General features: G+C 72.2%; 24 protein-coding genes and 1 riboswitch. Of the genes, 16 read left to right on the top strand and 8 right to left on the bottom strand.

Going from position 1 to position 25,695, the window contains the following annotated elements:
• Positions 1-336: 336 nt before the first annotated feature.
• Positions 337-981 carry a hypothetical protein gene (locus ACZ56U_RS25465; RefSeq protein WP_469086303.1) on the bottom strand — a complete coding sequence of 215 codons (645 nt, stop codon included), beginning with the start codon at positions 979-981 and terminating at the stop codon, positions 337-339.
• Between the two features lie 261 nt (positions 982-1,242).
• Between ACZ56U_RS25465 and ACZ56U_RS25460 the strand changes: the two genes are divergently transcribed.
• The 6 genes from ACZ56U_RS25460 to ACZ56U_RS25435 all read left to right on the top strand — a co-directional run bounded on the left by ACZ56U_RS25460 (position 1,243) and on the right by ACZ56U_RS25435 (position 7,264).
• A complete protein-coding gene (locus ACZ56U_RS25460; RefSeq protein ID WP_469086302.1) occupies positions 1,243-2,097 on the top strand; it encodes a bifunctional methylenetetrahydrofolate dehydrogenase/methenyltetrahydrofolate cyclohydrolase in 855 nt (284 codons plus the stop codon).
• A complete protein-coding gene (locus tag ACZ56U_RS25455; RefSeq protein WP_469086301.1) occupies positions 2,087-2,554 on the top strand; it encodes a DUF3017 domain-containing protein in 468 nt (155 codons plus the stop codon). The genes ACZ56U_RS25460 and ACZ56U_RS25455 overlap by 11 nt, the downstream gene beginning before the upstream one ends.
• Before the next feature lie 218 nt (positions 2,555-2,772).
• A complete protein-coding gene (locus ACZ56U_RS25450; protein WP_469086300.1) occupies positions 2,773-3,234 on the top strand; it encodes a helix-turn-helix domain-containing protein in 462 nt (153 codons plus the stop codon).
• Positions 3,235-3,568: 334 nt separating this feature from the next.
• The gene (locus tag ACZ56U_RS25445) at positions 3,569-4,765 is read left to right on the top strand and encodes a helix-turn-helix domain-containing protein (RefSeq protein ID WP_469086299.1); all 1,197 of its coding nucleotides are present in this window, start codon (positions 3,569-3,571) and stop codon (positions 4,763-4,765) included.
• A 312-nt stretch (positions 4,766-5,077) separates the two neighbouring features.
• The gene (locus ACZ56U_RS25440; RefSeq protein WP_469086298.1) at positions 5,078-6,067 is read left to right on the top strand and encodes a malate dehydrogenase; all 990 of its coding nucleotides are present in this window, start codon (positions 5,078-5,080) and stop codon (positions 6,065-6,067) included.
• Positions 6,068-6,220: 153 nt separating this feature from the next.
• Positions 6,221-7,264 (top strand): hypothetical protein, encoded by a 1,044-nt coding sequence (locus ACZ56U_RS25435; protein WP_469086297.1) that lies wholly within the window; start codon positions 6,221-6,223, stop codon positions 7,262-7,264.
• Positions 7,265-7,340: 76 nt separating this feature from the next.
• On the opposite strand, the gene ACZ56U_RS25430 is transcribed toward ACZ56U_RS25435, so the two are convergent.
• A complete protein-coding gene (locus ACZ56U_RS25430; RefSeq protein ID WP_469086296.1) occupies positions 7,341-8,087 on the bottom strand; it encodes a hypothetical protein in 747 nt (248 codons plus the stop codon).
• 226 nt (positions 8,088-8,313) lie between these two features.
• Here ACZ56U_RS25430 and ACZ56U_RS25425 point away from each other — a divergent pair, with 226 nt between their 5' ends.
• From ACZ56U_RS25425 to ACZ56U_RS25405, 5 genes are read left to right on the top strand one after another with little or no spacing between them, the layout of a single operon-like run.
• Positions 8,314-9,822 carry an aldehyde dehydrogenase family protein gene (locus ACZ56U_RS25425; RefSeq protein ID WP_469086295.1) on the top strand — a complete coding sequence of 503 codons (1,509 nt, stop codon included), beginning with the start codon at positions 8,314-8,316 and terminating at the stop codon, positions 9,820-9,822.
• A gap of 40 nt (positions 9,823-9,862) precedes the next feature.
• Positions 9,863-11,386 carry a GMC family oxidoreductase gene (locus ACZ56U_RS25420; protein ID WP_469086294.1) on the top strand — a complete coding sequence of 508 codons (1,524 nt, stop codon included), beginning with the start codon at positions 9,863-9,865 and terminating at the stop codon, positions 11,384-11,386.
• Complete coding sequence (locus ACZ56U_RS25415) at positions 11,386-12,486, top strand: quaternary amine ABC transporter ATP-binding protein (protein ID WP_469086293.1); 1,101 nt, start codon at positions 11,386-11,388, stop codon at positions 12,484-12,486. Before ACZ56U_RS25420 ends, ACZ56U_RS25415 begins: the two co-directional genes overlap by 1 nt.
• The gene (locus ACZ56U_RS25410; RefSeq protein ID WP_469086292.1) at positions 12,486-14,423 is read left to right on the top strand and encodes an ABC transporter permease; all 1,938 of its coding nucleotides are present in this window, start codon (positions 12,486-12,488) and stop codon (positions 14,421-14,423) included. The genes ACZ56U_RS25415 and ACZ56U_RS25410 overlap by 1 nt, the downstream gene beginning before the upstream one ends.
• Position 14,424: 1 nt before the next feature.
• Positions 14,425-15,381: an ABC transporter substrate-binding protein gene (locus tag ACZ56U_RS25405; protein WP_469086291.1), complete on the top strand. Its 957-nt coding sequence runs from the start codon at positions 14,425-14,427 to the stop codon at positions 15,379-15,381.
• 224 nt (positions 15,382-15,605) lie between these two features.
• On the opposite strand, the gene ACZ56U_RS25400 is transcribed toward ACZ56U_RS25405, so the two are convergent.
• Genes ACZ56U_RS25400 through ACZ56U_RS25390 form a run of 3 tightly spaced genes read right to left on the bottom strand, consistent with a single transcriptional unit; the run spans position 15,606 to position 17,271 of the window.
• Complete coding sequence (locus tag ACZ56U_RS25400) at positions 15,606-16,322, bottom strand: isocitrate lyase/PEP mutase family protein (protein ID WP_469086290.1); 717 nt, start codon at positions 16,320-16,322, stop codon at positions 15,606-15,608.
• Positions 16,319-16,765, bottom strand: coding sequence for a carboxymuconolactone decarboxylase family protein (locus ACZ56U_RS25395; RefSeq protein ID WP_469086289.1), 447 nt, complete (start codon positions 16,763-16,765; stop codon positions 16,319-16,321). Before ACZ56U_RS25395 ends, ACZ56U_RS25400 begins: the two co-directional genes overlap by 4 nt.
• Entirely contained in the window at positions 16,762-17,271 is a 510-nt protein-coding gene (locus ACZ56U_RS25390) for a carboxymuconolactone decarboxylase family protein (RefSeq protein ID WP_469086288.1), read from the bottom strand. Before ACZ56U_RS25390 ends, ACZ56U_RS25395 begins: the two co-directional genes overlap by 4 nt.
• Before the next feature lie 47 nt (positions 17,272-17,318).
• Here ACZ56U_RS25390 and pdxR point away from each other — a divergent pair, with 47 nt between their 5' ends.
• The gene (gene pdxR, locus ACZ56U_RS25385; protein WP_469086287.1) at positions 17,319-18,704 is read left to right on the top strand and encodes a MocR-like pyridoxine biosynthesis transcription factor PdxR; all 1,386 of its coding nucleotides are present in this window, start codon (positions 17,319-17,321) and stop codon (positions 18,702-18,704) included.
• Between the two features lie 163 nt (positions 18,705-18,867).
• On the opposite strand, the gene ACZ56U_RS25380 is transcribed toward pdxR, so the two are convergent.
• Positions 18,868-19,698 (bottom strand): DMT family protein, encoded by an 831-nt coding sequence (locus ACZ56U_RS25380; protein WP_469086430.1) that lies wholly within the window; start codon positions 19,696-19,698, stop codon positions 18,868-18,870.
• 139 nt (positions 19,699-19,837) lie between these two features.
• Here ACZ56U_RS25380 and ACZ56U_RS25375 point away from each other — a divergent pair, with 139 nt between their 5' ends.
• The 4 genes from ACZ56U_RS25375 (at position 19,838) to ACZ56U_RS25360 (ending at position 23,939) form a co-directional block, all read left to right on the top strand.
• Entirely contained in the window at positions 19,838-20,194 is a 357-nt protein-coding gene (locus ACZ56U_RS25375; RefSeq protein ID WP_469086286.1) for a hypothetical protein, read from the top strand.
• Between the two features lie 31 nt (positions 20,195-20,225).
• On the top strand, positions 20,226-21,413 hold the full coding sequence (locus ACZ56U_RS25370) for a glutathionylspermidine synthase family protein (RefSeq protein WP_469086285.1): 1,188 nt from the start codon (positions 20,226-20,228) through the stop codon (positions 21,411-21,413).
• A 44-nt stretch (positions 21,414-21,457) separates the two neighbouring features.
• Positions 21,458-22,273 carry a methyltransferase domain-containing protein gene (locus ACZ56U_RS25365; RefSeq protein ID WP_469086284.1) on the top strand — a complete coding sequence of 272 codons (816 nt, stop codon included), beginning with the start codon at positions 21,458-21,460 and terminating at the stop codon, positions 22,271-22,273.
• Positions 22,274-22,355: 82 nt separating this feature from the next.
• A riboswitch (ZMP/ZTP riboswitch) is annotated at positions 22,356-22,445 on the top strand.
• Positions 22,446-22,487: 42 nt separating this feature from the next.
• On the top strand, positions 22,488-23,939 hold the full coding sequence (locus ACZ56U_RS25360) for a glycine hydroxymethyltransferase (protein ID WP_469086283.1): 1,452 nt from the start codon (positions 22,488-22,490) through the stop codon (positions 23,937-23,939).
• A gap of 36 nt (positions 23,940-23,975) precedes the next feature.
• Here the strand turns inward: ACZ56U_RS25360 and ACZ56U_RS25355 are convergent, their stop codons facing one another.
• Positions 23,976-24,707: a hypothetical protein gene (locus ACZ56U_RS25355; RefSeq protein WP_469086282.1), complete on the bottom strand. Its 732-nt coding sequence runs from the start codon at positions 24,705-24,707 to the stop codon at positions 23,976-23,978.
• Positions 24,708-24,824: 117 nt separating this feature from the next.
• On the bottom strand, positions 24,825-25,673 hold the full coding sequence (locus ACZ56U_RS25350; RefSeq protein ID WP_469086429.1) for a hypothetical protein: 849 nt from the start codon (positions 25,671-25,673) through the stop codon (positions 24,825-24,827).
• Positions 25,674-25,695: the final 22 nt, after the last annotated feature.

Genomic DNA, 25,695 nt, shown 5'->3' with positions numbered 1-25,695 from the left:
CGAGTGCTGTTCTGCCTCAACGCCCAGTGGCGTCACGCGAGTTGGATGAGGCTAGCGTGCCGGGGCGGCCTTGGACCCGCCGGTGACGGGACCGGCGGCCCGCAGTTCGGCCAAGGGGGAGGGCAAAATGCGCGGGGCGAGCAGCCCGCTGCGGACCAGGGCCGTGTCTCCCCGTGCGGATGAGACACGGCCCGGATGAGACATGACCCGGATGAGACACGGCCCGGATGAGACACGGCCCGGACGAGACACGGCCCGGACGAGACACGGCCCTTGGACAGGATCGGCGTGAACTGTCCGTTCGCGAACGCGAGTCCGGCGCGGTCGCCGTGCGGGTCAGTAGCGCGGGCGGGCGAACCAGGCAGTGCCGCTGGGGACGACCGGGGCGGCCGCGATGATGCCGCCGAACGCCAGCCACAGCAGCGGGCCGACGACCGCCGAGGCCAGACCGGAGTCGAGACCGACGAACAGGCCGAGGATGCCGACGATGGCACCGAGAGCGCCGTAGATCACGGTGGTGATCCGGATGCCCTGGCCGCCCCGGCTGAACTTGACGCCAAGGGTGATCGACAGGGCCGCCAGACCCGCGGCGAGCAGGGCGAAGACGCCGAAGACGCCGGCCGCCATGTCGGCGCCGTCGCTTCCGGTGCTGAACCCGAGCTCGTCGGCGCCGTCCGACACGTCGCTCGCGAACGCGGCGAAGTAGAGGAAGACCAGGGCGCCGATGATCTGCACGGCCGAGATGATGAACAAGAAGACGCGGGCCGTCACCAGCAGGCCCGGCATCGACTGCGGCACCATGTTGGCGCCCCCCGGGTAGCCGGGGTACGCCGGCTGCGGCGGGTAACCGGGGTAGGCCTGCTGCGGCTGCGGCGGATATCCGGGCGGCGGTCCCTGCTGCGGGTAGCCGTAACCGGGGGGAGCGGCGGGCGGCTGCTGGGGCGGGGGCCCATAGGGGTTGTTCGGGTCGCCGAAACTCATGGCGGTGTTTCCTCCGTAGACCGAATGTGCGGGGACGACGAGCGGCACGGTCGGAGGAAGGTTCTACAGATGCGGTTCGTCCCCCCGGTACAGCCCGCGGCACTGTGGCCACAATCGTTCTTCAGTGGCCGGTTCGTTGTCCAGCCGCAATCCCTATGTGTTGTGCAAGTGCAACATCGCTGATCATGAGTGGATACGCCGGGACAGGCGCCCGGGGACCCGGATTGGAACCGGGACCCCGTCATCCGCGAGGATGGGGTCATGACCGCCCAGATTCTCGATGGCAAGGCCACCGCAGCCGCGATCAAGTCCGATCTGACCGCCCGCGTGGCGGCGCTGAAGGAGAAGGGCGTCACGCCCGGCCTCGGCACGATCCTCGTCGGGGCCGACCCCGGCAGCCAGAAGTACGTCGCGGGCAAGCACCGCGACTGCGCGGAGGTCGGCATCGCCTCCATCCAGCGCGAACTGCCGGAGACGGCGACGCAGGAGGAGATCGAGGCGGTGGTGCGGGAGTTGAACGAGGACCCCGCCTGCACCGGCTACATCGTCCAGCTGCCGCTCCCCAAGGGCATCGACGAGAACCGCATCCTGGAGCTGATGGACCCGGACAAGGACGCCGACGGCCTCCACCCGATGAACCTCGGCCGCCTGGTCCTCAACGAGCCGGCCCCGCTGCCCTGCACTCCCAACGGTGTGCTCACCCTGCTGCGCCAGTACGGCGTGGAGATCAAGGGCGCCGAGGTCGTGGTCGTCGGCCGCGGCGTCACCATCGGCCGCCCGATGCCGCTGCTGCTGACCCGACGCAGCGAGAACGCGACCGTGACCCAGTGCCACACCGGCACCCGCGACCTGTCCGCGCACCTCAAGCGCGCCGACATCATCGTCGCCGCCGCCGGGTCCGCCCACCTCATCCGTCCCGAGGACGTGAAGCCCGGCGCCGCCGTCCTCGACGTCGGTGTCTCGCGCAGCGCCGAGGGCAAGATCGTGGGCGACGTGCACCCCGGCGTCGCCGAGGTCGCCGGGTTCATCTCCCCGAACCCCGGCGGTGTCGGCCCGATGACCCGGGCCCAGCTGCTCGTCAACGTGGTCGAGGCGGCGGAGCGCAGTGTCGGCTGACCAGGAGCAGAACGACATCGAGGTACGGGACGCGATCAGCGCGCCCGACGCCGAGGGCAGGCCGCGCCGGGTCACTCGCCGCTTCCCGCTGTTCACCAGGGACACCGCCCGTCCCGAGGGTGGCGGCCGGGCCGCGCCGAGCGACGCCCCGGCGCCCGCCCGGCAGTGGCCGATCCTCACGGTGCTGGCCGTGGTGGCGCTCGGCCTGCTGCTCACCGCCCTCGACGTCTTCCGCTACGGCACCCTGCTGATCGGCGCGGCGCTGGTCGCCGGTGCCGTGCTGCGCTGGATGGTGCGGGACGTGGGCATGCTCGCGGTGCGCTCCCGCTTCACGGACATCGTCACCTACGGCGTGCTGGGCACCGTGATCGTCCTGCTGTCGATGATGGCCCAGCCGGATCCCTGGCTGGAGATCCCGTTCCTGAAGGACACCCTGCACTTCACGGTCGACAGCTAGCCGCGCGGCCCACTGCCACGGCAACGGCGGCCCGTCCTCTCCCCCGAGCAAGGACGGGCCGCCGCCTGCGTCCACCTTCTTGCACGGCGAACGCCCTGTTCAACGCCTGTCAGTGCGCTGTGCCACGGAAGTGACCGTTCCGCTACGGTGTCCGGTCCCTGTCACCACGGGAACCGATCACCTCCCCGATGTCGTCCGACAGCGTGGAGGTGGGCTGGATGAGTGCCTGGCAGCCACTGCCGGACGAGCTGCCGCCGGAGGTGCGGCACTTCGTGGAGCAGCTGCGGCGGCTCAAGGACCGCACGGGCCTCAGCCTGGCCTCGCTGGGCGCGCGCACCGCGTACAGCAAGTCCTCCTGGCACCGCTATCTCAACGCCACGCAGCCACCACCGCGGCAGGCGGTGGCCGCCCTGTGCCGGGTCGTCGGGCTCGCGGCCCCGGACGTCGAACGCGTCAACGTCCGCTGGGAGCTCGCCGTCCAGGCCTGGCCCCGCCCGGCCGCCGCGCCGCCCCCGGCGGAGGGTGCCGAGGAGTACGAGGACGATCCCACGCTCCCTTGGTGGGACACCCCGCCGGCGGAGCGGCGGGAGGAGACGGGCGGCCGGCTGCTCCGGTACGCGGCGCTGCTGTTGCTGGCCCTGCTTGTCGTGACCGGCGTCGTCGTAGTGGCTTTTGGGTGAGTTTCCTGATAAGTGGCGAGTCTTACGGATTGTGTGCCTTCTGTGTGTCGATGTGCGGACAAGTTCGCGGATGTGTGACGAAGTCGCTCAACAACCGGGTTAGCGTGTCCGATCGGGATGGTCCGGGACGTCCCGTCGCGTGCAGACTGGACCGCGGCATGGTGAGCGTGCGACGGTGCATGCCCACAGCCCCGATGCACCCGTGCGCCCCCACCCCGGGAACTGAGATCCTTAGCGGGCGCATCCCTTTGGGTAGCCAGACGGGGACCTGAGCAGAGGGCACATGCGCGGGGGGAACACACCAGCACCAACCGGGGGGAAGAGGGGGGAAGCAATGCCTCGTTGGAGGGCCTTGCCCGATGAACTTGATCCACAGGTCAGGGAGTTCGCCAGCCAGCTCAGGCGGCTCGTGGACCGCAGCGGTCTGAGCGTCGCGGCGCTGGCCGACCGCACGGGTTACAGCAAGACGTCCTGGGAGCGTTATCTCAACGGCCGGCTGCTCGCGCCCAAGGGTGCGATCGTGGCGCTCGCCGAGGTCACCGGCACCAATCCGATCCACCTGACCACCATGTGGGAGCTCGCCGAGCGCGCCTGGAGCCGCTCGGAGATGCGCCACGACATGACCATGGAGGCCATCCGCATCTCGCAGGCGCGCGCCGCGCTCGGTGAGTTCGGGGCGCCTCCGGCGAGCGCCAAGGGCGGCAGGACGGCCCGCAAGAGCACCAGCGCCACGGCGACCCCGGGGGTGGCCGGGCCCGCGGGCGTGGCCCCGACGGTGCCGCCGCAGCCGACGGCGCCCGAGGTCAGGGACGCCACGCCCGGGAACCGGGACGGCGGCGACAGCGCGAACTCCTGGGGCCTGGCCGGATACAAGGGACCTTCCCCGACGGGCGGACGCGCCCCGGAGGGTACGGCCCGACCGGCACCGGCCTCGGCACCGACGCCCACGCCGATGCCGACCTCGGCCCCTGGCCCGTCGTACGGCGAACCCCCGCAGGGGCCCCGTCCCGCCGCTCGCGGCGGTGGCGGGGGCAGGCGGCGGCTGACGATGTTCCTCGCGGGCGTCGTCGGTGTGCTCGTGGTGGTCGGCGCCGCGTACTTCCTCACCGAGGGCGGCGGCGACAAGGAGAACGAGGGTCAGGGCGCCTCGCCCTCCCCGACCGCCACCACCTCCGTCGACCTCCCGCCCGGCGTCAAGTGCAGCGGCGACTCCTGCACCGGCAAGGACGCGGAGGCCATGGGGTGCAGCGGGGACCTGGTGACCACCGCCTCGACCGCCACCGTCGGCACGACGGTCGTGGAGGTCCGCTACAGCAAGACCTGCGGTACCGCGTGGGGCCGTATCACCCAGGCCGCGCAGGGCGACGAGGTCGTGGTGAGCGTCGGCAAGGCCGACAAGAACAAGCAGAACGGGTCGATCACCGCGGCCGGCGACACCATCGCGTACACGCCGATGGTCGCGGTGAAGGACGCCGGGGACGCCGTCGCCTGCGCCACGCTCGCGGCGGGGGAGAAGGGGTGCACCCGGTAGTCGCCGGGCCTTCGAGAACAATTCCGGGGCCGTCGGCATGGCCGGGCCGATCGTGGGCACGCGAACCGTACCCCCACGGGAATCCGGCCATGTCGGTACCCCCTTCGGCGGCCGCTCCCGTCCCCCTCTCCCGGACGGGCGGCCGCTTTTTTGCGTCTCTGTGGGGTGGGCCACAGGAACCCGGCGGTCCGTGATCCCGGATGCGCGATAGCCTGACCGGTGGATCTCTTGATGCCGAGAGATCGATCATTTGTACGTCCCGCACCCCGGGGCAGGGACGCCACCACCGACAGCTGTCATACGGAGAACTCCATGACCCGCACTCCCGTGAACGTCACCGTCACCGGCGCGGCCGGCCAGATCGGTTACGCCCTGCTCTTCCGCATCGCCTCCGGCCAGCTGCTCGGCGCGGACGTGCCGGTCAAGCTCCGCCTTCTGGAGATCACCCCGGCGCTCAAGGCCGCCGAGGGCACCGCCATGGAGCTGGACGACTGCGCGTTCCCGCTGCTCCAGGGCATCGAGATCACCGACGACCCGAACGTGGCCTTCGACGGCGCCAACGTAGCCCTGCTCGTGGGCGCCCGCCCGCGCACCAAGGGCATGGAGCGCGGTGACCTCCTGGAGGCCAACGGCGGCATCTTCAAGCCGCAGGGCAAGGCCATCAACGACCACGCCGCGGACGACATCAAGGTCCTCGTCGTCGGCAACCCGGCCAACACCAACGCCCTGATCGCCCAGGCCGCCGCCCCGGACGTGCCGGCCGAGCGCTTCACCGCGATGACCCGCCTGGACCACAACCGCGCGCTGACCCAGCTCGCGAAGAAGACGGGCACCACGGTCGCCGACATCAAGCGTCTGACGATCTGGGGCAACCACTCCGCCACGCAGTACCCCGACATCTTCCACGCGGAGATCGCCGGCAAGAACGCCGCCGAGGTCGTGAACGACGAGCAGTGGCTGGCCGACACCTTCATCCCGACCGTCGCCAAGCGCGGCGCCGCGATCATCGAGGCCCGTGGCGCGTCCTCCGCCGCCTCGGCCGCCAACGCCGCCATCGACCACGTCCACACCTGGGTCAACGGCACCGCCGACGGTGACTGGACCTCCATGGGCATTCCGTCGGACGGCTCCTACGGCGTCCCGGAGGGCCTGATCTCCTCCTTCCCCGTCACCGCCAAGGACGGCAAGTACGAGATCGTCCAGGGCCTGGACATCAACGAGTTCTCCCGCGCCCGGATCGACGCCTCCGTCGCCGAGCTCGCGGAGGAGCGCGAGGCGGTCCGCGCCCTCGGCCTCATCTGAGCCGACCTCTTCGAGAAGCGGCTTCCTTCGGGGGCGGCTTCTGTCACGAGCTTGCACGGGCCGTGTTCCGGTTTCTTCCGGAGCGGGGCCCGCGCCCGTTTTCACCGCTACCGTCAAGAACGTTACCCGCCAAGGTGATTCGGGGGGTTCGCGATGAACAGCGGATGGCACGGGAACGGCAACGACAGCGGCGACGCGAACGGCTACAGCTCGGGCTCCGACGAGCACGAGCCCAGCGAGGAGAGAGGCCAGGCGGCCTGGGGCCCACACGGGCAGACCGGCGCCGCGCCGCCCTGGGCCTCGGCGGAGACCCAGACCTCACCGGCGCCGCCGCCCTGGGCCGCGCCGCCGCAGCAGTCGCCGCCGACCCCGCCCTGGTCGTCGGCCCTGCCCCGGACGGGCGGCACACCGCACCCGCTGCCGCCCCCGCCGTACCCGCAACCGCCGCCCCCGGCCTACGTACCGCCGCCCTCCGCGCCGCCGTCCGTCAGTGGTCCGCGCCGGGTCCTGCTCGTGCTCACCGCGACGGCCGTGCTGGGGTCCGGCATCGGCGCCGGTGTCTGGTTCCTGACCCGGGAGGGGTCGACCGGCCCGGGGGCGACCCCGGGGGCGAGCGTCGCGGTCACGACCTCCGCACCGACCGAACCGTCGGCGCCGACCGAGCCGTCAGCGCCGTCCGGGACCACGCCCGCCGGGACCACCCCGTCGGCCTCGCCCCTCGCGTCCCCGTCGGCCACACCCGGTTCCGGTTACCGCCTGGCCGAGGACCCGGTCGGCTACAGGGTCTTCGTTCCCGAGGACTGGGCCCGCCGGCAGAAGCAGGGCGAGAAGGCCCCGGTGGTCTTCTACGACGCCCCCGCCGACGGCCGTCAGCTGCAGATCTTCCGGTTGTCGGAGGACAGCCCCGCCGACTCCCTGCGCCTGGCCGAGAAGGACCCGGGGTTCGGCTTCGCCCGCCAGCCCGGTTACCAGGCCCTCGGTCGCGACGAGGGCGAGACCTGGTCCGAACTGACCTACCGCTACACCGACGAGGCCAGCGGCGCGCGCCAGGTCATCGACCACCGCTTCCGGGCGGCCGACGGCGAGTCCTACGCGATCCGCGCCAGCGGCCCCGAGGAGCTGTCCCCGGCACTGGTCCGCGCGCCGCTGACCGCGGCGCTCGGCTCGTTCTGCCCGGGGGAGGGGCCCTGCCTCTGACCGGCACGGCCGGTGTCGGAGAGCCGAGGGCACAAGGCCCCGCGCTCCAGGGTCCTGGCCGGTCCGCCGAAGCGTGTCAGGTGCCCCGCAGTTCGTCCTGGAGCTTGCCGACGTCCACCGACTCGTCCGCCGAGGGTGTCGCGGTCGGCACCGGCTTGTCGTAGTCGGTGAAGGTCAGCGTCAGGTCGGTGCCGTCGCCTCGCTGGATCGCCTTGACCAGCCGGTGCGGGGAGTCCGAAGTGACGTACAGGACCGCCCTCTTGCCGTCCTCGGTGCCGGTCAGTGGGATCACCTTCGTGCCGTCGACGGTCGTCTTGTCGCCCTTGGTCAGCTTGCCGCCGTCGGAGGTGTCACCGCCGACGTCCCGCTGGAAGGCGGTCAGGTCGCAGGTGTCGGCCATGCCCTTGAGCATGGCGTCGTCCGTGGAGCCGTGGATGTAGCGGTTCTTGAAGAGCTCGGCGACCGCCTCGCCCTGACTGCCGGGCACCTGGGCCTTCCAGAAGGTCCGGTCCGGTTTCATCCACACCTCGTCGCCCTGTTTGACGATCTTGACGCTGCCGCCGCCCGAGCCCATCCGCATCGACCCCACGCAGTCGCCGTCCTGGTCGAGGGCGAGGTCCATCGACGTCGGCTGGGTCCTGCTGGTCGTCGCGCTCGTGCCGCGGTCCGTCAGGCGCAGCCGGACCGACTTGGCGTCGAGCAAATTGTCCTGGGCCTGGTCGGCCAGTTGCCGGGCGGTCAGATCGTCCCCGTCGTCGGCGCCGACGAGCACCGGCGAGAGCAGCAGTACGGTCGTCGCGCAGATCAGCGCTTTGCCTGCCATGCGTCACCTCCTGGCGCGCACGTGGTGGCCGTCACATGACCACCGTGCGCGGACCACTGTCCAGCGTACGGTTCGCCCGTATTTGTCCGCATGTCCAGTGACACGGCGCACTTTCGGGCATTGATTGCGCATGCAATTCCGGGCCGCGGGAATGCGACGACGGTCCTTGTGAGTGACACCCGTGTGACTCACGGGAACCGAACAGGAACGGAAGGCAACACCGATCATGGCCGGAGAACACGCACGACAAGCGCGACAGACGATCCACGCGGGCGGCGAGTGGCGAGAGGCCGCCTCGGGCGCGACCCGCGACATCATCGACCCGGCGGACGCCCAGCCCTTCGCCGTCGTCGCCGAGGGGGACGAGCAGGACGCCGACCTGGCGATCGCCGCCGCACGGCAGGCCTTCGACCACGGCGACTGGCCACGCACCCCCGTCTCCGAACGCGCCGCACTGCTGTACCGCGTCGCCGATCTCCTGGTTCGCGACCGCGAGCGGCTCGGTCTGCTGGAGAGCCGTGACGCGGGCAAGACCCTCGAAGAGGGCCGGGTCGACATCGACTGTGTCGCCGACGCCTTCCGCTACTTCGCCGGGCTCGTCGCCGCCGAGGCCCCCGGCCGGGTCGTCGACGCGGGCTCGCCCGACATCCACAGTGTCGTGGTCCACGAGCCGGTCGGCGTCTGCGCGCTGATCACCCCCTGGAACTACCCCCTGCTCCAGGCCAGTTGGAAGATCGCGCCGGCGCTCGCGGCCGGCAACACCTTCGTCGTCAAGCCGAGCGAGATCACGCCGATGACGACGATCGCGCTCATCGAGCTGCTGGTGGAGGCCGGTCTCCCCGCCGGTGTCGCCAACATCGTGACCGGGCCCGGCCATTCGGTCGGCGCCCGCTTCGCCGAGCACCCCGACGTCGACCTCATCTCCTTCACCGGCGGGCTCGTCAGCGGCACCAAGGTGGCGCGGGCCGCGGCTCCTTCGGTCAAGAAGGTCGCCCTCGAACTCGGCGGCAAGAACCCCAACGTGGTCTTCGCCGACGCCTGCGCCACCGAGGAGGGCTTCGACACCGCCGTCGACCAGGCCCTCAACGCGGCCTTCATCCACAGCGGCCAGGTCTGCTCGGCGGGCGCGCGACTCATCGTCGAGGAGTCCGTCCGGGACCGCTTCGTCGCCGAACTCGCCGCACGGGCCGGCCGCATCAGGCTCGGCCGCGGCACCGACGCCGACGTCGAGTGCGGGCCGCTCGTCTCCGAGCAGCAACGCGACAAGGTCGAGGGGTACGTCGCCTCGGCGCTGGCGGAGGGCGCCGTCCTGCGCACCGGCGGCAAGCGGCCGGAGGGCCTGGGCGCGGGCTACTTCTACGAGCCGACCGTCCTGGACGCCTGCCACCGCGAGATGCGGGTCGTCCGCGAGGAGGTCTTCGGTCCGGTCCTCACCGTCGAGACCTTCCGTACCGAGGACGAGGCGGTCTTCCTCGCCAACGACACCGAGTACGGCCTCGCCGGCGGCGTCTGGACCTCCGACGCCGGACGCGCGCGCCGGGTCGCCGGCCGGCTGCGCCACGGCACCGTCTGGATCAACGACTTCCACCCCTATCTCCCGCAGGCGGAGTGGGGCGGCTTCGGCAAGAGCGGCACCGGCCGTGAACTGGGCCCCGCCGGACTCGCCGAGTACCGCGAGACCAAGCACATCTACCAGAACCTCGCGCCCAAGCCTGTCCGCTGGTTCGCCGGCTGAACCCTTGCTCGTCCCCCCTGCACGTCCCTGGAGTACCCCCATGCACCAGTACGAATACGACTATGTCGTCGTCGGCGGTGGCACCGCCGGCTCCGTCATAGCCTCCCGACTCACCGAGAACCCCGACGTCACGGTCGCCGTCATCGAGGGCGGCCCCAGTGACGTCGGCCGCGACGACGTCCTCACCCTGCGCCGCTGGATGGGCCTGCTCGGCGGCGAACTCGACTACGACTACCCGACCGTGGAGCAGCCACGCGGCAACTCCCACATCCGGCACAGCCGCGCCCGCGTCCTCGGCGGCTGCTCCTCCCACAACACGCTGATCGCCTTCAAGCCGCTGCCCTCCGACTTCGACGAGTGGGAGGCGAACGGCGCCAAGGGCTGGGGCGCGGTGTCCATGGAGGCGTACTACGCGCGCCTGCTCAACAACATCGTCCCCGTCGACGAGAAGGACCGCAACGCCATCGCCCGCGACTTCGTCGACGCCGCCCAGACGGCCACCGGCGTCCCGCGCGTCGAGGGCTTCAACCGCAAGCCCTTCGACGACGGCGTCGGCTTCTTCGACCTCGCCTACCACCCCGAGAACAACAAGCGGTCCTCGGCGTCGGTGGCGTACCTGCACCCCGTGATGGACGAGCGGCCCAACCTGACGATCCTGCTGGAGACCTGGGCGTACCGGCTCGACCTGGACGGCACGCAGGTCCGCGGGGTGCACGTCCGGGACAAGGACGGCGAGGAGTACGTCGTACGGGCCCGCCGCGAGGTCGCCCTGTGCGCGGGCGCCGTCGACTCGCCCCGGCTGCTGCTGCACTCCGGCATCGGCCCGCGCGAGGACCTCGAGGCGCTCGGCATCCCCGTCGTCCACGACCTGCCCGGCGTCGGCGAGAACCTCCTCGACCACCCCGAGTCGGTGATCGTCTGGGAGACGAACGGCCCCATCCCCGAGAACTCCGCGATGGACTCCGACGCGGGCCTGTTCGTCCGCCGCGATCCCGCCCACCCGGGCCCTGACCTGATGTTCCACTTCTACCAGGTCCCCTTCACGGACAATCCTGAACGTCTGGGTTACGAACGCCCCTCCCACGGCGTCTCGATGACCCCGAACATCCCCAAGCCCAAGAGCCGCGGCCGGCTCTACCTGCAGAGCGCGGACCCCGCCGAGAAGCCCGCCCTCGACTTCCGGTACTTCACCGACGAGGACGACTACGACGCCCGCACGCTGGTCGACGGCATCCGCATCGCCCGCGAGATCGCGCGGACCGAGCCGCTGGCGGGCTGGCTCAAGCGCGAGGTGTGCCCCGGCCCGGACGTCACCGGTGACGAGGAGCTGAGCGAGTACGCCCGCAAGGTCGCGCACACCGTCTACCACCCGGCGGGGACCTGCCGGATGGGCGCCGTGGACGACGAACTCGCGGTCGTGGACCCGGAGTTGCGCGTTCGTGGCCTGGACGGCATCCGGATCGCCGATGCCTCCGTGTTCCCGACGATGACGGCCGTCAACCCGATGATCGGGGTGCTGATGGTCGGGGAGAAGGCCGTGGACCTGATCGGAGGTGGTGCGTGATGAGTACGACTGTCGAGACGACCGCGACCAGTGGAACCGGTGCGACCGGTACGACCGGCGAGAACCCGGTGTTCTCCGTCGACGGACTGTGGAAGGTCTTCGGACCGAAGGCCGACCGCGTCCCCGCCGACCCGGAGCTGACCTCCCTGACCCCCGCCGAACTCCGCTCCCGTACCGGTTGCACCGCCGCCGTCCGCGACGTCTCCTTCGACGTCCGCAAGGGCGAGGTCTTCGTGGTGATGGGCCTGTCGGGCTCCGGCAAGTCCACCCTGGTGCGCTGCCTGACCCGGCTCATCGAGCCGACCGCCGGCACGATCGCCATCGACGGCGAGGACGTCCGCGCCATGGACCGCGCCCGGCTGCGCGAACTGCGCCGCCACCGTGCCGCGATGGTCTTCCAGCACTTCGGCCTCCTCCCGCACCGCACCGTCCTCGACAACGTGGCCTACGGCCTGGAGATCCAGGGCATGGGCAAGGCCGAGCGCCGGGCCCGCGCCGCCGAGGTCGTGGCCAAGGTCGGCCTGGAGGGCATGGAACAGCGCCGGCCCAGCCAGCTCTCCGGCGGCCAGCAGCAGCGGGTGGGGCTCGCCCGCGCGCTCGCCGCCGACCCCGAAGTGCTGCTCTTCGACGAGCCGTTCAGCGCCCTGGACCCGCTGATCCGCCGGGACATGCAGGAGGAGGTCGTCCGGCTGCACCGCGAGGAGGGCCGCACGATGGTCTTCATCACCCATGACCTCAACGAGGCGCTGAAGCTGGGCGACCGCATCGCCCTCATGCGCGACGGGCGCGTGGTCCAGCTGGGCACCCCGGAGGAGATCGTGGGTTCCCCGGCCGACGACTACGTCCGCGAGTTCGTCCGGGACGTCCCGCGCGAACAGGTCATGACGGTCCGCAGGGCGATGCGGGCCGTGGCGGCGGGGGAGGCGGGCAGCGGTCCCGCCGTCGCGCCCGACGCCACGGTCTCCGAGGCCATCGAGGCGGTCGCACGGGCCGGGGCCCCGGCCCGGGTGGTGGACCAGGGCCGGTGTGTCGGGGTGGTGGACTCGGACACGCTGCTGGAGGTGGTGGCCGGCACCGCCGAGGAGAAGGAGGCGGTCTGATGGCTGCGATCAGCGCTCCCGCCCCCCGCACGCTCCCCGCGGTTCTCAAGAAACGCGCCGTCCACAAGCTCCTGCTGCTCGCCGCCGTCGCCGCGGTCCTCGTGCCCCTGGCGAACGCCCGCTGGGCCAGCGGCACCTGGCCGGACGCGCTGACCGTCGACCTCACCGACCCGCTCAGCCGGGCCAGCGACTGGATCGTCGACAACCGCGACAGCCACCCGCTGTTCCTCTACTTCTTCGGCCACGTCAGCAACGTGGTCGTGCTCTCCGTCCGCGCCGTCTACCTGGTGCTGCTGGCGGCCGGCTGGGCCGGGGTGACCGCGCTCGGCGCCCTCGTCGCCTGGCGGGTCGCGGGTCTGCGGCTCGCCCTCGGCACCGCGGTGGCGTTCCTCGCCTGCGGTCTGCTCGGCATGTGGGTCGCGACGATGCAGACGCTCGCCCTGATGGTCGTGGCGGTGCTCGCCTCGGTCGTCGTGGGCGCGTTCCTCGGACTCGCCGCCGGCCTGTCCGACCGCCTCGACCGCGCCCTGCGCCCGCTCCTGGACACCATGCAGGTGCTCCCGGCGTACGCCTACCTCCTCCCCGTCGTCATGGTCTTCGGCATGGGCGTCCCCGCGGCCGTCCTCGCCACCGTCGTCTACGCCGCCCCGCCCATGGCCCGCCTCACCGCCCTCGGTCTGCGCGGCGCCGACAAGTCGGTGCTGGAGGCGGTCGACTCGCTCGGCGCCACCGCGCGCCAGCGGCTGCTGACCGCCCGTATCCCGCTGGCCCGCAAGGAACTCCTCCTCGGCCTCAACCAGACGATCATGATGGCCCTGTCCATGGCGGTCATCGCGTCCGTCATCGGCGCCGGCGGCCTCGGTGACCGCGTCTACCAGGCCCTCGCCTCGGTCGACGTCGGCGCGGCCCTGGCGGCCGGCATCCCGATCGTGCTCCTCGCCGTCGTACTGGACCGCGTCACGGCCGCCGCGGGCAGCGGCTCACCGGAGCCCCGGCGCACCGCGGGCTGGGCCTACGCCCTGGTCGCCGCCCTCGCCGTCGCCGTGGCCGGACGTCTCCTCGGCCGGCTCGACTGGCCCGACGCCTGGGTCGTCCAGATCGCCCAGCCCGTCAACCGCGCCGTCGACTGGATGACCGCCCACCTCTACTCCGGCGTCCCCGTCATCGGCGGCACCGCCGACTGGGCCGCGCACTTCACCACCTGGGTCCTGGACCCGGTCCGGGACGGCCTGCAGTGGCTGCCCTGGTGGTCGGTGCTGCTCCTGGTCGCCACCCTCGCCTGGCTCATCGGCACCTGGCGCACCACGCTCACCGCGGTCCTCGCCATGGCCGCGATCGGCGTGCTCGGGGTGTGGGAGCCGGCCCTCGACACGCTCTCCCAGGTGCTGGCCGCCGTCGCGGTCACCCTCGTCATCGGCGTCGCCACCGGCATCGCGGCCGCCCGCAGCGACCGGATCGACCGAGTGCTCCGGCCCGTCCTGGACGTCTTCCAGACGATGCCGCAGTTCGTCTACCTGATCCCCGTGGTGGCCCTCTTCGGCGTGGGCCGGGCCCCGGCCGTCGCGGCCGCCGTGGTCTACGCGCTGCCCGCCGTCGTCCGCATCACCGCCCAGGGCCTGCGCCAGGTCGACCCGGCCGCCCTGGAGTCCTCCCACTCCCTCGGCGCGACCAGCTGGCAGCAGCTGCGCCAGGTCCAACTCCCGCTCGCCCGCCCGGCGTTGCTGCTCGCCGTCAACCAGGGCGTGGTCCTGGTCCTCGCCGTCGTCATCATCGGCGGCCTGGTCGGCGGCGGAGCGCTCGGGTACGACGCCGTCTTCGGCCTCGCCCAGGGCGACCTGGCCACCGGGCTGGTGGCCGGCGCGGCCATCGTCTGCCTCGGCCTGATGCTCGACCGGGTGACCCAGCCGACCGAACGCCGCGCGAGGAAGGGAGCCTGACATGCGCGTACCTACGACCGCCGTGGTGGCCGGCGCGGCCTCCCTGCTGCTGCTCACCGGCTGCGGCGCCGCCGACATGACCCAGCAGGCCTCGCCCTTCGCCAACGCGCAGGGCGCCAAGACCGTGAACCTGTCCGTGCAGTCCTGGGTCGGCGCCCAGGCCAACGTCGCCGTGGCCCAGTACCTGCTGGAGCACGAACTCGGCTACCGCGTCGACACCGTCCAGGTCGACGAGGTCCCCGCCTGGGACGCGCTCAGCCAGGGCCGGGTCGACGCGATCCTGGAGGACTGGGGCCACCCCGAGCAGGAACAGCGCTACGTCAAGGACAAGAAGACCATCGTCAACGGCGGCGGCCTCGGCGTCACCGGGCACATCGGCTGGTACGTCCCCACGTACTTCGCCAAGGAGCACCCGGACGTCACCGACTGGAAGAACCTCGACAAGTACGCCGACCAGATGCGCACCGCGGAGAGCGGCGGCAAGGGCCAGCTGATGGACGGCTCGCCCTCCTACGTCACCAACGACAAGGCGCTGGTGAAGAACCTGAAGCTGGACTACCAGGTGGTGTTCGCCGGTTCGGAGGCCGCGCAGATCACCCAGATCAGGCAGTTCGCCAAGGAGAAGAAGCCCTTCCTCACCTACTGGTACGCCCCGCAGTGGCTCTTCAAGAAGGTCCCCATGACCGAGGTGAAGCTGCCCGCGTACAAGGAGGGCTGCGACGCCGACCCGGAGAAGGTCGCCTGCGCCTATCCGCACACCCCGCTCCAGAAGTACCTCAACGCCGACTTCGCGAGCACCGGCGGCAAGGCGGCCGCGTTCCTGAAGAAGTTCAAGTGGACGACCGAGGACCAGAACGAGGTCTCCCTGATGATCGCCGACCAGAAGCTGACTCCTGAGCAGGCGGCGAAGAAGTGGGTGGAGGGGCACGCCTCCACCTGGAAGGCGTGGATCCCGTAAGAAGGCCACGCCTTCACCCTGGTGGCGCTCACCGCCCTCTCGCTCGTGGGGCGGGCCGCGCCGTCCGCGGAGCCGCAGGCAGGTGGACCTGCCGCGGCAAGCGGACGGCGCGGTGCGTCGGCACGCCGGTCACGCCGGCGGCTGGTCACGCCGTCGGCCGGTCACGCCGGCGCCCGGCCCCTCGGCGCCCGGTCACGTCGGCGTTCGGTCCCCCCGGCGTCCGGTCACCCCAGCTGGGCGGCCAGGTCGGCGAGGATCTCGGAGGAGCGCCGCTGGAGACCCGGCCCGAAGGTGATCCGGGTGGCGCCCCGCTCGCCGAGCTCGGCGGGGGTGAGGCCCGCACCGACCTGCGCGATCATGTTGATCGGGCCGTGGATACCCGACCGCAGCAACGGCAGCACCTTCGCCGGGGCGCCGATCGGGTACACGCAGTCGGCACCCGCGGCCGTGTACAACGCCGCCCGCTCGATGGCCGCTTCGGGATCGTCGACCCCGCGCACGAAGGTGTCGATCCGCGCGTTGACGAACAACTCGTCCCCCGCCGCGTACCGCACCTCGGCGAGCCACTCGGCGTGCTGGTGCGGGTCCTTGAGGACACCCCCGTTGGAGTCCTCAAGGTTGCAGCCCACGGCACCCGCCTCCAGCAGCCGCTCCACCAGCTCCTTCGGAGCCAGCCCGTAACCGCCCTCGACATCCGCGGACACCGGCACGTCCACGGACCGGGCGATCCGCGCCACCGCCGCGAACATCTCCTCCGCCGGGGTCTGCCCGTCCGCGTGCCCGAGCGCGGCGGCCACCCCCGCGCTCGGAGTCGCGAGCGCGGGAAAACCGGCGTCGACGAAGACCCGCGCGCTGGCCGCGTCCCAAGGTCCGGGCAGGACCAGCGGGTCGTCGTGCGCGGGCCGGCGGTGCAGTGCGCGGAAGATCTCCACCTTGCTCATGCTGTGTGCCCTCCCGGCGGGACGCGGCGGCTCACCATCACCCGGTTCCAGTTGTTGATGGCGACGATCAGACCCAGGAGATGGGCGAGCCGGTCGTCGTCGAAGTGCTTGGCGGCCCGCTCGTACACCTCGTCGGGCACGAACCCCTCGGTGAGCACGGTCACCGCCTCCGTCAGCGCCAGCGCCGCCCGCTCCCGCTCGTCGTAGACGTCCCCGGCCTCCTCCCAGGCGGCCAGCAGATCCAACTGCCGCTCGCTCACCCCGTGTTCACGAGCGATCCGCAGATGCATGTCGAGACAGAAGGCGCAGTGGTTGAGCTGCGAGGCCCGGATCACCACCAGCTCGGCCAGCGCGGGGTCCCCGAGCCCCTTCTTCGCGGCGGCGCTGAGTGCGGACATGGCCTGGCCGACCGCCTGGTCCAGCAGCGGGGTACGGGCCGTCACCGGTGCCCCGGCCGGTAGTGCCCGGGAACCAGCCGACAGCTCACGCCGAACCGGTTCCACGCGTTGATGACGGCGATCGCGGCGATCAACTGCGCCAGCTCGGGTTCCGTGAAGTGCCGGGCGGCCCGCTCGTACACCTCGTCCGGCACGAACCCCTCGGTGAGCACGGTCACCGCCTCCGTCAGCGCCAGCGCCGCGAGCTCCCGCTCGGTGTAGAAGTGCTCGGACTCCTCCCACGCGCTGAGCTGCACGATCCGCTCCACGCTCTCACCGGCCGCGAGCGCGTCCTTGCTGTGCATGTCGACACAGAGCGCACAGTGGTTGATCTGGGAGGCCCGGACCTTCACCAGCTCCAGCAGCTTCGCGTCGAGGCCCTTCCGCGCGGCGGCGTCGAGCCTGACCATCGCCTTGAAGACCTCGGGCGCCTGCTCGGCCCAGTTCAGTCGGGGTGTGTGTTCAGGGGCGTACTCCACGGTCGTGGGACTGTCTTCGATGTGCGTCGTCATGAGATCGACGCTAGGCGTGAGGCTGCCCACCGGTATGGTCCATTTCCATGCCGAATTCCTGGGCCACCTTGGGCGTCGACCTCCACCTGGAACCCACCGGTCCGGGTCTGCGCCGCGGTCTGACCGACGCCCTGCGCGAGGCCGTCCGCACCGGCCGCCTCGCCCCCGGCACCCGGTTGCCCTCCTCCCGCTCGCTCGCCACCGACCTCGGTATCGCCCGCAACACCGTCGCCGACGCCTACGCCGACCTGGTCGCCGAGGGCTGGCTCACCGCCAGGCAGGGCTCGGGCACGCGCGTGGCGGACCGCGCGGTGGCCCCGCCCTCCGGCACCGGCCCCGGCCGCCGTACCGCGCACCGCCCCGCCCACGACTTCCGCCCCGGCACCCCCGACCTGACCGCCTTCCCCCGCGCCGAGTGGCTGAAGGCCGCCCGCCGCGCGCTCCTCGCGGCCCCGCACCACTCCCTCGGCTACGGCGACCCGCGCGGCCTCGTCGAACTGCGCACCGCCCTCGCCGGCTACCTGGCCCGGGTACGGGGCGTCCGCACCGACCCCGACCACATCCTGATCACCGCGGGCTGCGCCCACGGTCTGCGGATCCTCGGCACCGTCCTGCGAGCGCGCGGCGTCCGCTCGGTCGCGGTGGAGTCCTACGGCCTGGACGTGCACTGGGACCAACTGTCCGCCGCGGGCCTGCGCGTGGAGCCCCTCCCCTTCGACGAACTCGGCACCGACCCGGGCCGGCCGGCCGGTGTCGGAGCCGTCCTTCTCACCCCCGCCCACCAGTTCCCCATGGGCGTGCCCCTGCACCGCGACCGGCGCACCGCGGTCGTCGACTGGGCCCGGCGCACCGGAGGCCTGGTCCTGGAGGACGACTACGACGGCGAGTTCCGCTACGACCGCCAGCCCGTCGGCGCCCTCCAGGGCCTCGACCCCGACCGTGTCGTCTACCTCGGCACGGCCAGCAAGGCCCTGGCCCCCGGCCTCCGCCTGGCCTGGACGGTCCTCCCGCAGGATCTCGCCGAGGCGGCCGCGGAGGCGAAGGGCAAGGTCGACACCTGCGGGGTGCTGGACCAGCTGACCCTGGCCGAGTTCATCACCTCCGGCGCCTACGACCGCCACGTCCGCGCCTCCCGCCTCCGCTACCGGCGCCGCCGGGACGCCCTCGTCGCGGCGCTGGCCGAGCACGCCCCCGACGTCCACGTCACCGGCATCGCCGCCGGCCTCCACGCCGTCCTCCGCCTGCCACCCGGCACCGAACACTCCGTGGTCCGGTCCGCCGCCTGGCAGGGCGTCGCCCTCCACGGCCTGTCCTACTTCCGCCACCCCCAGGCGGTCGCCGAGCGCCTGGACGCCCTGGTGGTCGGCTACGGAGCCCCGTCGGACCGGGGGTGGGCGGGCGCACTGGAGGCGCTGTGCAGGGTCATGCCGTAGGTCTGGGGTGCGCTGAGGTGGGTGAGGTGGGTGAGGTGGGTGAGGTGGGACGGGGCGCGGAGGTGAGTCTCCGGCCGGCCGCGCCCACGGGCAACGGTCACCCGCCCGCCGGCTCCCGCCCGGGCACCGGTCACACACCCGCCGGCTCCCGCCCGGGCACCGGTCACACGCCCGCCGGCTCCCGCGCCGGCGCTTCCCCGAACCGTGCCAGCCCCAGGGCTCCCGCCACCGCGACCAGGAAGCCCAGTACCGCCAGCCAGCCCAACCCCTCCCGGGTGCGGTCTCCCAGCCACACCACCCCCACCAGCGCGGGCCCGACCGTCTCCCCGATCACCATCGCGGCGGTCGCCACCGTCACCGACCCCCGTTGCAGGGCCGAGGTCAGACACAGGAACGCGGCGCCACCGCCGAGCACCAGGGCGTAGGCCGCCGGATTCGCGAGCAGCTCCGCCGGCGCGAGCGAGTCGATCAGCCGTACCGCGACCTCGACCACCCCGAAGCCGAACCCGGCCCCCAGTCCGAGCAGCGACGACCGCCCCCGCTCCGGCAACCGCCCGGCGGCGAGCCCGAGCAACAGCACCCCGACGGCGACGGCGAGCATCACGTACCGCAACGCGCCCGGCCCGCTCCGATCCCCCTCCGTCCCCGACGCGATCCCCAGCATCGCGAGCCCGGCACAGACCACCCCCACCGCACCCCACTCCGCCCGGCTCAACCGCACCCGCAGCAACCGCGCCGCGACCACCGCGGTCACGGCCAGACTCGCTGCCAACGCCGCTCCGACCGCGTAGATCGGCACCGACCGCAGCGCCGCGATCTGCAACAGGAACCCCAGCCCGTCCAGCGCCAGCCCCGCCACATACCGCCACTGCCGCACCGCCCGCAGCAGCAGCGCCGCCTCCCCACCACCCCCGCTCCCCGCGGCCCGCGCGGCAACCGCCTGCAGCACCGTCGCCGTACCGAAACAGACCGCCGCACCCAGCGCGCACACCATCCCAAAGAGCACGAAGCGACTGTAGGGGAGGGGACGTGACCGACGGGGTGCCTGCGGGGCGCTTGCCACCGATCTCTAGGCTGACCGCCGGACAACCGACAGCCGGACGACCGGCGGACACACCACGGGGAGACGGGACATGGCGGAAACACGGCGCCGACTGCGTTCGAGCACGGTCGTGCTCGGCGGCATGGGAGTCGTCGCGGCGGCACTCACCTCCTGTGGCTCGGAGCCCGACCGCCGTTGCGTCGACCGCGACAGCTACACCTACGAGGGCTACAAGATCGTCGCCGACAAGAACTGCAACTCCGGCAGCTCCGGCTCCTCCTCCGGCAAGAGCCGTAAGAAGAAGACCGGCAGGACCGGCACCGCCGACGCCGCCTGGTACTACGACGGCGACGTCAGCGGCGGCTACGCCGACCGCGGCACCTTCAGCAGGAGCGAGGCCGTCGACCGCGGCGGCTTCGGCTGCTCCAGCGGCAGCGGCGGCGGCTGAGCGGGCGCAGGGCGACGAGCGGACGCGACCCATGGAACGCCGTACCACCGAACCCCGCCCCGGCTGGCAGCGGACCGTCGAGGAACAGGGGCTCATCTACCCCCTGACCCGCTACCCCGATGACTCACTGCGCCCCTACTGGGACGAGAGCGCCTACTACGTCTTCTCCCTCGACGAGATCGAGGCACTGGAGGAGGTCGTCGAGGAACTCCACCGCATGTGTCTGCGGGCGGCGGACCACATCGTGACGACCGGACGCTTCGCCGACCTCGGCATCACCGACCCGCGGGTCGCCGACGCGGTCGCCGAGGCCTGGCGCCGGCGCGCCGAACTCCCGTCCCTCTACGGCCGCTTCGACCTGCGTTACGACGGCACCGGCCCGGCCAAGCTCCTGGAGTACAACGCCGACACCCCCACCTCGCTCGTCGAGGCCGCCTCCCCCCAGTGGTTCTGGATGGAGGAGCGCTTCCCCGGCGCCGACCAGTGGAACTCCCTCCACGAGCGGCTGATCGCCGCCTGGCGGAAGCAGGCCGCGCTGCTCCCGCCCGGCAGCCCGCTGTACTTCGCCTACTCCTCGGCCGACGAACTCGGCGAGGACCTGATGACGGTCGCCTACCTCCAGGAGACGGCCGCACAGGCGGGCCTGGACACCGCCTGGATCTCCATGGAGGAGATCGGCTGGGACCGACTGTCCGGCCGCTTCGTCGACAAGCAGCTGCGGTTCATCCGCAGCTGCTTCAAGCTCTACCCCTGGGAGTGGCTGACCACCGACCGCTTCGCCGGCCACGTCCTGGACACGCTCGACAACGGCGGCGGCACCGGCACCACCCTGTGGATCGAACCCGCCTGGAAGATGCTGCTGAGCAACAAGGCGCTCCTGGCGATCCTCTGGGAGCTGTACCCGGGCCACCCGAACCTCCTGCCCGCGTATCTCGACGGGCCACGGGAGTTGGCCGGATCGAAGGGGTACGTCGCCAAGCCACTGCTGGGCCGGGAGGGAGCCGGGGTGACCCTCCACGCACCGGGTGCCCCTGCCCCCGCGCCGCGCGAAGAACCCTGCTGCTACCAGGAGTTGGCTCCGCTGCCGGACTTCGACGGCAACCATGTCGTGCTCGGCACCTGGGTCGTCGAGAACGAGTCCGCGGGCCTCGGCATCCGGGAGTCGGCCGGACCGGTCACTGACGAATACGCGCGCTTCCTGCCCCACGTGATCCTCTGACGCGACACAATGATCGGTTGGAGACGAACGGAGAGGGGCGATCGGTGAGCGACACCGCCACGGCGCAGAACGGATACGTGTTCGACCCGTCCTGGGAGCGCGAACACAGCCGACTCAGCGCGCTGGAGGAGATCTACGACAGCCAGAGCCGCCATCGGCTGTCCGCACTGGGGGTGGCCGAGGGCTGGCGCTGCCTCGAGGTGGGCTGCGGCGCCGGCAGCATCGCGCGCTGGCTGGCCCGGGAGGTCGGCGCCGCAGGACGGGTCCTCGCCGTCGACCTCGACACGCGTTTCGCCGCATCCCACGGGCTGTCCAACCTGGAGGTGCGACAGCACGACATCCTGGCGGACCCGCTCCACGACGAGCCCTTCGACCTCGTGCACGCGCGAGCCGTGCTGGAGCACCTCTCCGACCGCGACGAGGCCCTGCGCCGCATGACCGCCGCGACCCGCCCCGGCGGCTGGGTGGTGGTGGAGGACTTCGACATCGACGGGCCCATGTACCCGGCCGCCGCCCGCTACTACCCGCCCGAGTACATGGAGGTGGCCGAGCGCCTCGGCCGCGCGCTGCGAGCCGCCTTCGGCGCCGCGGGGGTGGACCCCGGCACCGGCCGCCGCCTGCCGCAGGCCCTGACCGACGCCGGGCTCACCGAGGTCCGCGCGGAGGTCTACGCCCCGGTCCTGACGGGTGGCACCGCCGCCTTCTTCCCCCTCACCCTGCGCTCCCTGCGACCGCGCCTGCTGGAGACGGGCGAGGTGACCGACGCGGACATCGAAGACGTGATCACCATGACCAAGCGCCAGGGCACCACCTACATCCCCAACTTCATCGTCGTCGCCTGGGGCCGCAAACCGTCCTGACCGGCGCCGCCCCGGAAGGGGCGGCCGCACGCTCGCATGGTGGACGCGGGACCGACGCCGCCCGGCGCGCCCGGTAGGCTGGCCGACAGGCCGTGACTGGCGCGCTGGGATGGGACGGACCATCGGGGAGCGGCCTGTGAGTGATCAAGTGCCGTGCGCCTGGGCCGAGCCGTGAATCGTGACCGCAACCCGCCACGCCATCCGGAGGCCGCACATGTCGGAGCAGCAGCCCCTCTCCACCCAGTCCACCGCCTTCCGCGCCGCCCTCGACGTGATCCGCGCCGTCGAGCCGCGCGTCGCCGACGCCATCGGCCAGGAGGTGCACGACCAGCGCGAGATGCTCAAGCTGATCGCCTCCGAGAACTACGCCTCCCCGGCCACTCTCCTGGCGATGGGCAACTGGTTCAGCGACAAGTACGCCGAGGGCACCATCGGGCGCCGCTTCTACGCCGGCTGTCGCAACGTCGACACCGTCGAGTCGCTCGCCGCCGAGCACGCCAAGGAACTCTTCGGCGCCCGTCACGCCTACGTCCAGCCCCACTCCGGCATCGACGCCAACCTCGTCGCCTTCTGGTCCATCCTTGCCGACCGCGTCGAGGTGCCCTTCCTGGAGAAGGCCGGCGTCCGTCAGGTCAACGACCTCACCGACGCCGACTGGGCCGAGCTCCGCCAGGCCTTCGGCAACCAGCGCATGCTCGGCATGTCCCTGGACGCCGGCGGCCACCTCACCCACGGCTTCCGCCCCAACATCTCCGGCAAGATGTTCGACCAGCGCTCCTACGGCACGGACCCGGCGACCGGGCTGATCGACTACGACGCACTGCGGGTGTCCGCCCGTGAGTTCAAGCCGCTCATCATCGTCGCCGGCTACTCCGCCTACCCCCGCCTGGTGAACTTCCGCATCATGCGCGAGATCGCCGACGAGGTCGGCGCGACCCTGATGGTGGACATGGCGCACTTCGCCGGCCTGGTCGCGGGCAAGGTGCTGACCGGCGACTTCGACCCGGTCCCGCACGCCCAGATCGTCACCACCACCACCCACAAGTCGCTGCGCGGCCCCCGCGGCGGCATGGTCCTGTGCGACGACTCCCTCAAGGACCAGGTCGACCGCGGCTGCCCGATGGTCCTCGGCGGCCCGCTCCCGCACGTCATGGCCGCCAAGGCCGTCGCCCTGGCCGAGGCCCGGCAGCCCGCCTTCCAGGACTACGCCCAGCGGATCGTCGACAACTCCCGCGCCCTCGCCGAGGGCCTGATGCGCCGGGGCGCCACCCTGGTGACCGGCGGCACCGACAACCACCTCAACCTGATCGACGTCGCCACCTCCTACGGCCTCACCGGACGCCAGGCCGAGGCCGCCCTCCTCGACTCCGGCATCGTCACCAACCGCAACGCCATCCCGGCCGACCCCAACGGCGCCTGGTACACCTCCGGCATCCGCATCGGCACCCCCGCCCTGACCACCCGCGGTCTGGGCACCGCCGAGATGGACGAGGTCGCCGGCCTCATCGACCGCGTCCTCACCACCGCCGAGGCGGGCACCACCAAGTCGGGAGCGCCCTCCAAGGCCGCGCACGTCCTCGACGCCAAGGTCGCGGACGAGATCTCGCACCGCGCCACCGACCTCGTGGCGGGCTTCCCGCTCTACCCCGAGATCGACCTGGGCTGATCAACGCTCTCTTGAGTTGTCAAAGACCGGCGACTCTCACAGGTCGATGAGTTCCTGACGTGGTTCCTCCCGCGGCGGTCCGGCTCCCCGCCGGCCCGCCGCGCGGCCTATCAGCAGCGTCCCGCCGACCCCGGCCGCGCACCCGACCGCGAGGCCCGGCAGCGACCACCACCAGTCGGTGTCACCGGACGCCCCCGGCTGCCGGGCCTGGGCCGCCGCCCGCGCCGACGCGGTCGCCTCCGGTGCCGTCCCGTCCGTCCCGTCCGTGTCCCAGGGCGGTGGGTACTCCACCGCGGACCCTCCGGCGGAGGAGGCTTTGCCCGTCACCCCCAGGTCCTTCAGGAGGTCCCGGAGCACGGCCGGCTGGTCCGCCCGGTGCCAGGAGCCGTTCGGCGAGGCGCCCCGGTTCGCCGCCGTGTGTATCCAGACCGCCTGGGAGTCCACCGCCGGGTAGACCCGGTCGACCCGATAGGGCGTCACGTCGTGCAGCATCCATGTGACGTTGATCTGCGGGCCGGTGACCAGATCGGCCTCGGGCGGCTTGCCCGCCGTGCCCTGACCCGCCGCACCGAGAACCCGCTGCAACACGTCGTACTCCCGGTCGGAGTAGTACAGCGACGCCGTCTCCGCGCTCTCCGGCGACACGATCAGCACGCTGGTCGGCCCGCCGGCCGCGGCGGACCCGGCGCCCCACAAGGTGAACCCGAACGCCGTCGCCCACACCCCTGCCAGCGACGCCAGGCGACGCCCGCCCCGCCTGCCACGCACCCATTCCTGCATCACAACCCCCGCCAGCCGATGCCCTGCGGCCCGCCCCCGTCGCCGCGAGCCGCGTGTCACTTCTGGTACACCGCCCGGCCCGCCGAGGTTCCCACCCGGCCCGCACTATTTCGGCGAGGTCGTCGGCGAGGTCGCGATCTCCACCGCCCGCGCGCTCGACGGCACGCCCTCCAGCCGCAGCGTCACCTGCTCGGTGCCCACCGCACGGCTCCACAGCAGCGTCGGACCGGCCGTCCGCTCCCGCCGCGTGTAGTGCTCGCCGTCCGCGTCCACCAGCCAGAAGCTCAGCAGGTGAGGGCGCGGAAACCACAGGGCCGTGTCGTGCACCGCGCCCGCGTCCGAGGAGGCGGTGTCGAGCGAGATCCACTCCGGCTGCTCCCGCACGGTTTTGGCGAAGGTGATGTCCAGACCCGCCGCGAACTGGTCCAGCCGGATCGTGTCCCCGCGCTCACGCCAGCACAGGCTGACCAGGAAGCGCCCCTGCCGCTCAGCGGTCACCGCCACCGCGTCCGGGGTGCCGAGCGCCTCGGGCACCAGCGGTGCGAAGCCGGCCCGCCGCTCGGCCTGCGCGAGGGACACCGAGTGCCCGCAGCCGGGCACCTCGGCGCCGGGCGAGGGCACCGCCGACGGGTCGTAGCGCACCTCGACGCCGCCGAAGCCGAACCAGTCGTAGACCGCGGCCCGCACCGGCGGTGTGAGGACGAGCACGGTCAGCACACCGCACAGGGCCGCGGTCAGGGAGCGCCACCGCAGCCGCGTCCACCGCCGCACCGCGGTCAGCCGCTCACGGCCGCGCGAAGGCTCGGCCACCGGGACCGGCACCTGCTCGGCGAGTATCTGCCCCAGTACCCGCTCCACCATCGTCTCGGAGTCGAGGGCGTCCCCGCCCCCGGGCGCGTCCAGGGACCTGCCCAGCGCCCGCAGCTCCTCCGGCAGCCCGGAGGCACCGCCCACGGGCCCCCGCGCGCGATCACGC

This window comes from Streptomyces sp. NPDC034103, assembly GCF_055575395.1.
The sequence above is the reverse complement of the archived record's forward strand: the minus strand, read 5'-3'. Positions and strand labels throughout refer to the sequence as shown.

Excerpts from the sequence above, each read along its gene's own strand:
- ACZ56U_RS25465 (WP_469086303.1), bottom strand. The coding sequence starts at position 981 with ATGAGTTTCGGCGACCCGAACAACCCCTATGGGCCCCCGCCCCAGCAG.
- ACZ56U_RS25460 (WP_469086302.1), top strand. The coding sequence starts at position 1,243 with ATGACCGCCCAGATTCTCGATGGCAAGGCCACCGCAGCCGCGATCAAG.
- ACZ56U_RS25450 (WP_469086300.1), top strand. The coding sequence starts at position 2,773 with ATGAGTGCCTGGCAGCCACTGCCGGACGAGCTGCCGCCGGAGGTGCGG.
- ACZ56U_RS25445 (WP_469086299.1), top strand. The coding sequence starts at position 3,569 with ATGCCTCGTTGGAGGGCCTTGCCCGATGAACTTGATCCACAGGTCAGG.
- ACZ56U_RS25440 (WP_469086298.1), top strand. The coding sequence starts at position 5,078 with ATGACCCGCACTCCCGTGAACGTCACCGTCACCGGCGCGGCCGGCCAG.
- ACZ56U_RS25435 (WP_469086297.1), top strand. The coding sequence starts at position 6,221 with ATGAACAGCGGATGGCACGGGAACGGCAACGACAGCGGCGACGCGAAC.
- ACZ56U_RS25430 (WP_469086296.1), bottom strand. The coding sequence starts at position 8,087 with ATGGCAGGCAAAGCGCTGATCTGCGCGACGACCGTACTGCTGCTCTCG.
- ACZ56U_RS25425 (WP_469086295.1), top strand. The coding sequence starts at position 8,314 with ATGGCCGGAGAACACGCACGACAAGCGCGACAGACGATCCACGCGGGC.
- ACZ56U_RS25420 (WP_469086294.1), top strand. The coding sequence starts at position 9,863 with ATGCACCAGTACGAATACGACTATGTCGTCGTCGGCGGTGGCACCGCC.
- ACZ56U_RS25415 (WP_469086293.1), top strand. The coding sequence starts at position 11,386 with ATGAGTACGACTGTCGAGACGACCGCGACCAGTGGAACCGGTGCGACC.
- ACZ56U_RS25410 (WP_469086292.1), top strand. The coding sequence starts at position 12,486 with ATGGCTGCGATCAGCGCTCCCGCCCCCCGCACGCTCCCCGCGGTTCTC.
- ACZ56U_RS25405 (WP_469086291.1), top strand. The coding sequence starts at position 14,425 with ATGCGCGTACCTACGACCGCCGTGGTGGCCGGCGCGGCCTCCCTGCTG.
- ACZ56U_RS25400 (WP_469086290.1), bottom strand. The coding sequence starts at position 16,322 with ATGAGCAAGGTGGAGATCTTCCGCGCACTGCACCGCCGGCCCGCGCAC.
- ACZ56U_RS25390 (WP_469086288.1), bottom strand. The coding sequence starts at position 17,271 with ATGACGACGCACATCGAAGACAGTCCCACGACCGTGGAGTACGCCCCT.
- pdxR (WP_469086287.1), top strand. The coding sequence starts at position 17,319 with ATGCCGAATTCCTGGGCCACCTTGGGCGTCGACCTCCACCTGGAACCC.
- ACZ56U_RS25380 (WP_469086430.1), bottom strand. The coding sequence starts at position 19,698 with ATGGTGTGCGCGCTGGGTGCGGCGGTCTGTTTCGGTACGGCGACGGTG.
- ACZ56U_RS25375 (WP_469086286.1), top strand. The coding sequence starts at position 19,838 with ATGGCGGAAACACGGCGCCGACTGCGTTCGAGCACGGTCGTGCTCGGC.
- ACZ56U_RS25370 (WP_469086285.1), top strand. The coding sequence starts at position 20,226 with ATGGAACGCCGTACCACCGAACCCCGCCCCGGCTGGCAGCGGACCGTC.
- ACZ56U_RS25360 (WP_469086283.1), top strand. The coding sequence starts at position 22,488 with ATGTCGGAGCAGCAGCCCCTCTCCACCCAGTCCACCGCCTTCCGCGCC.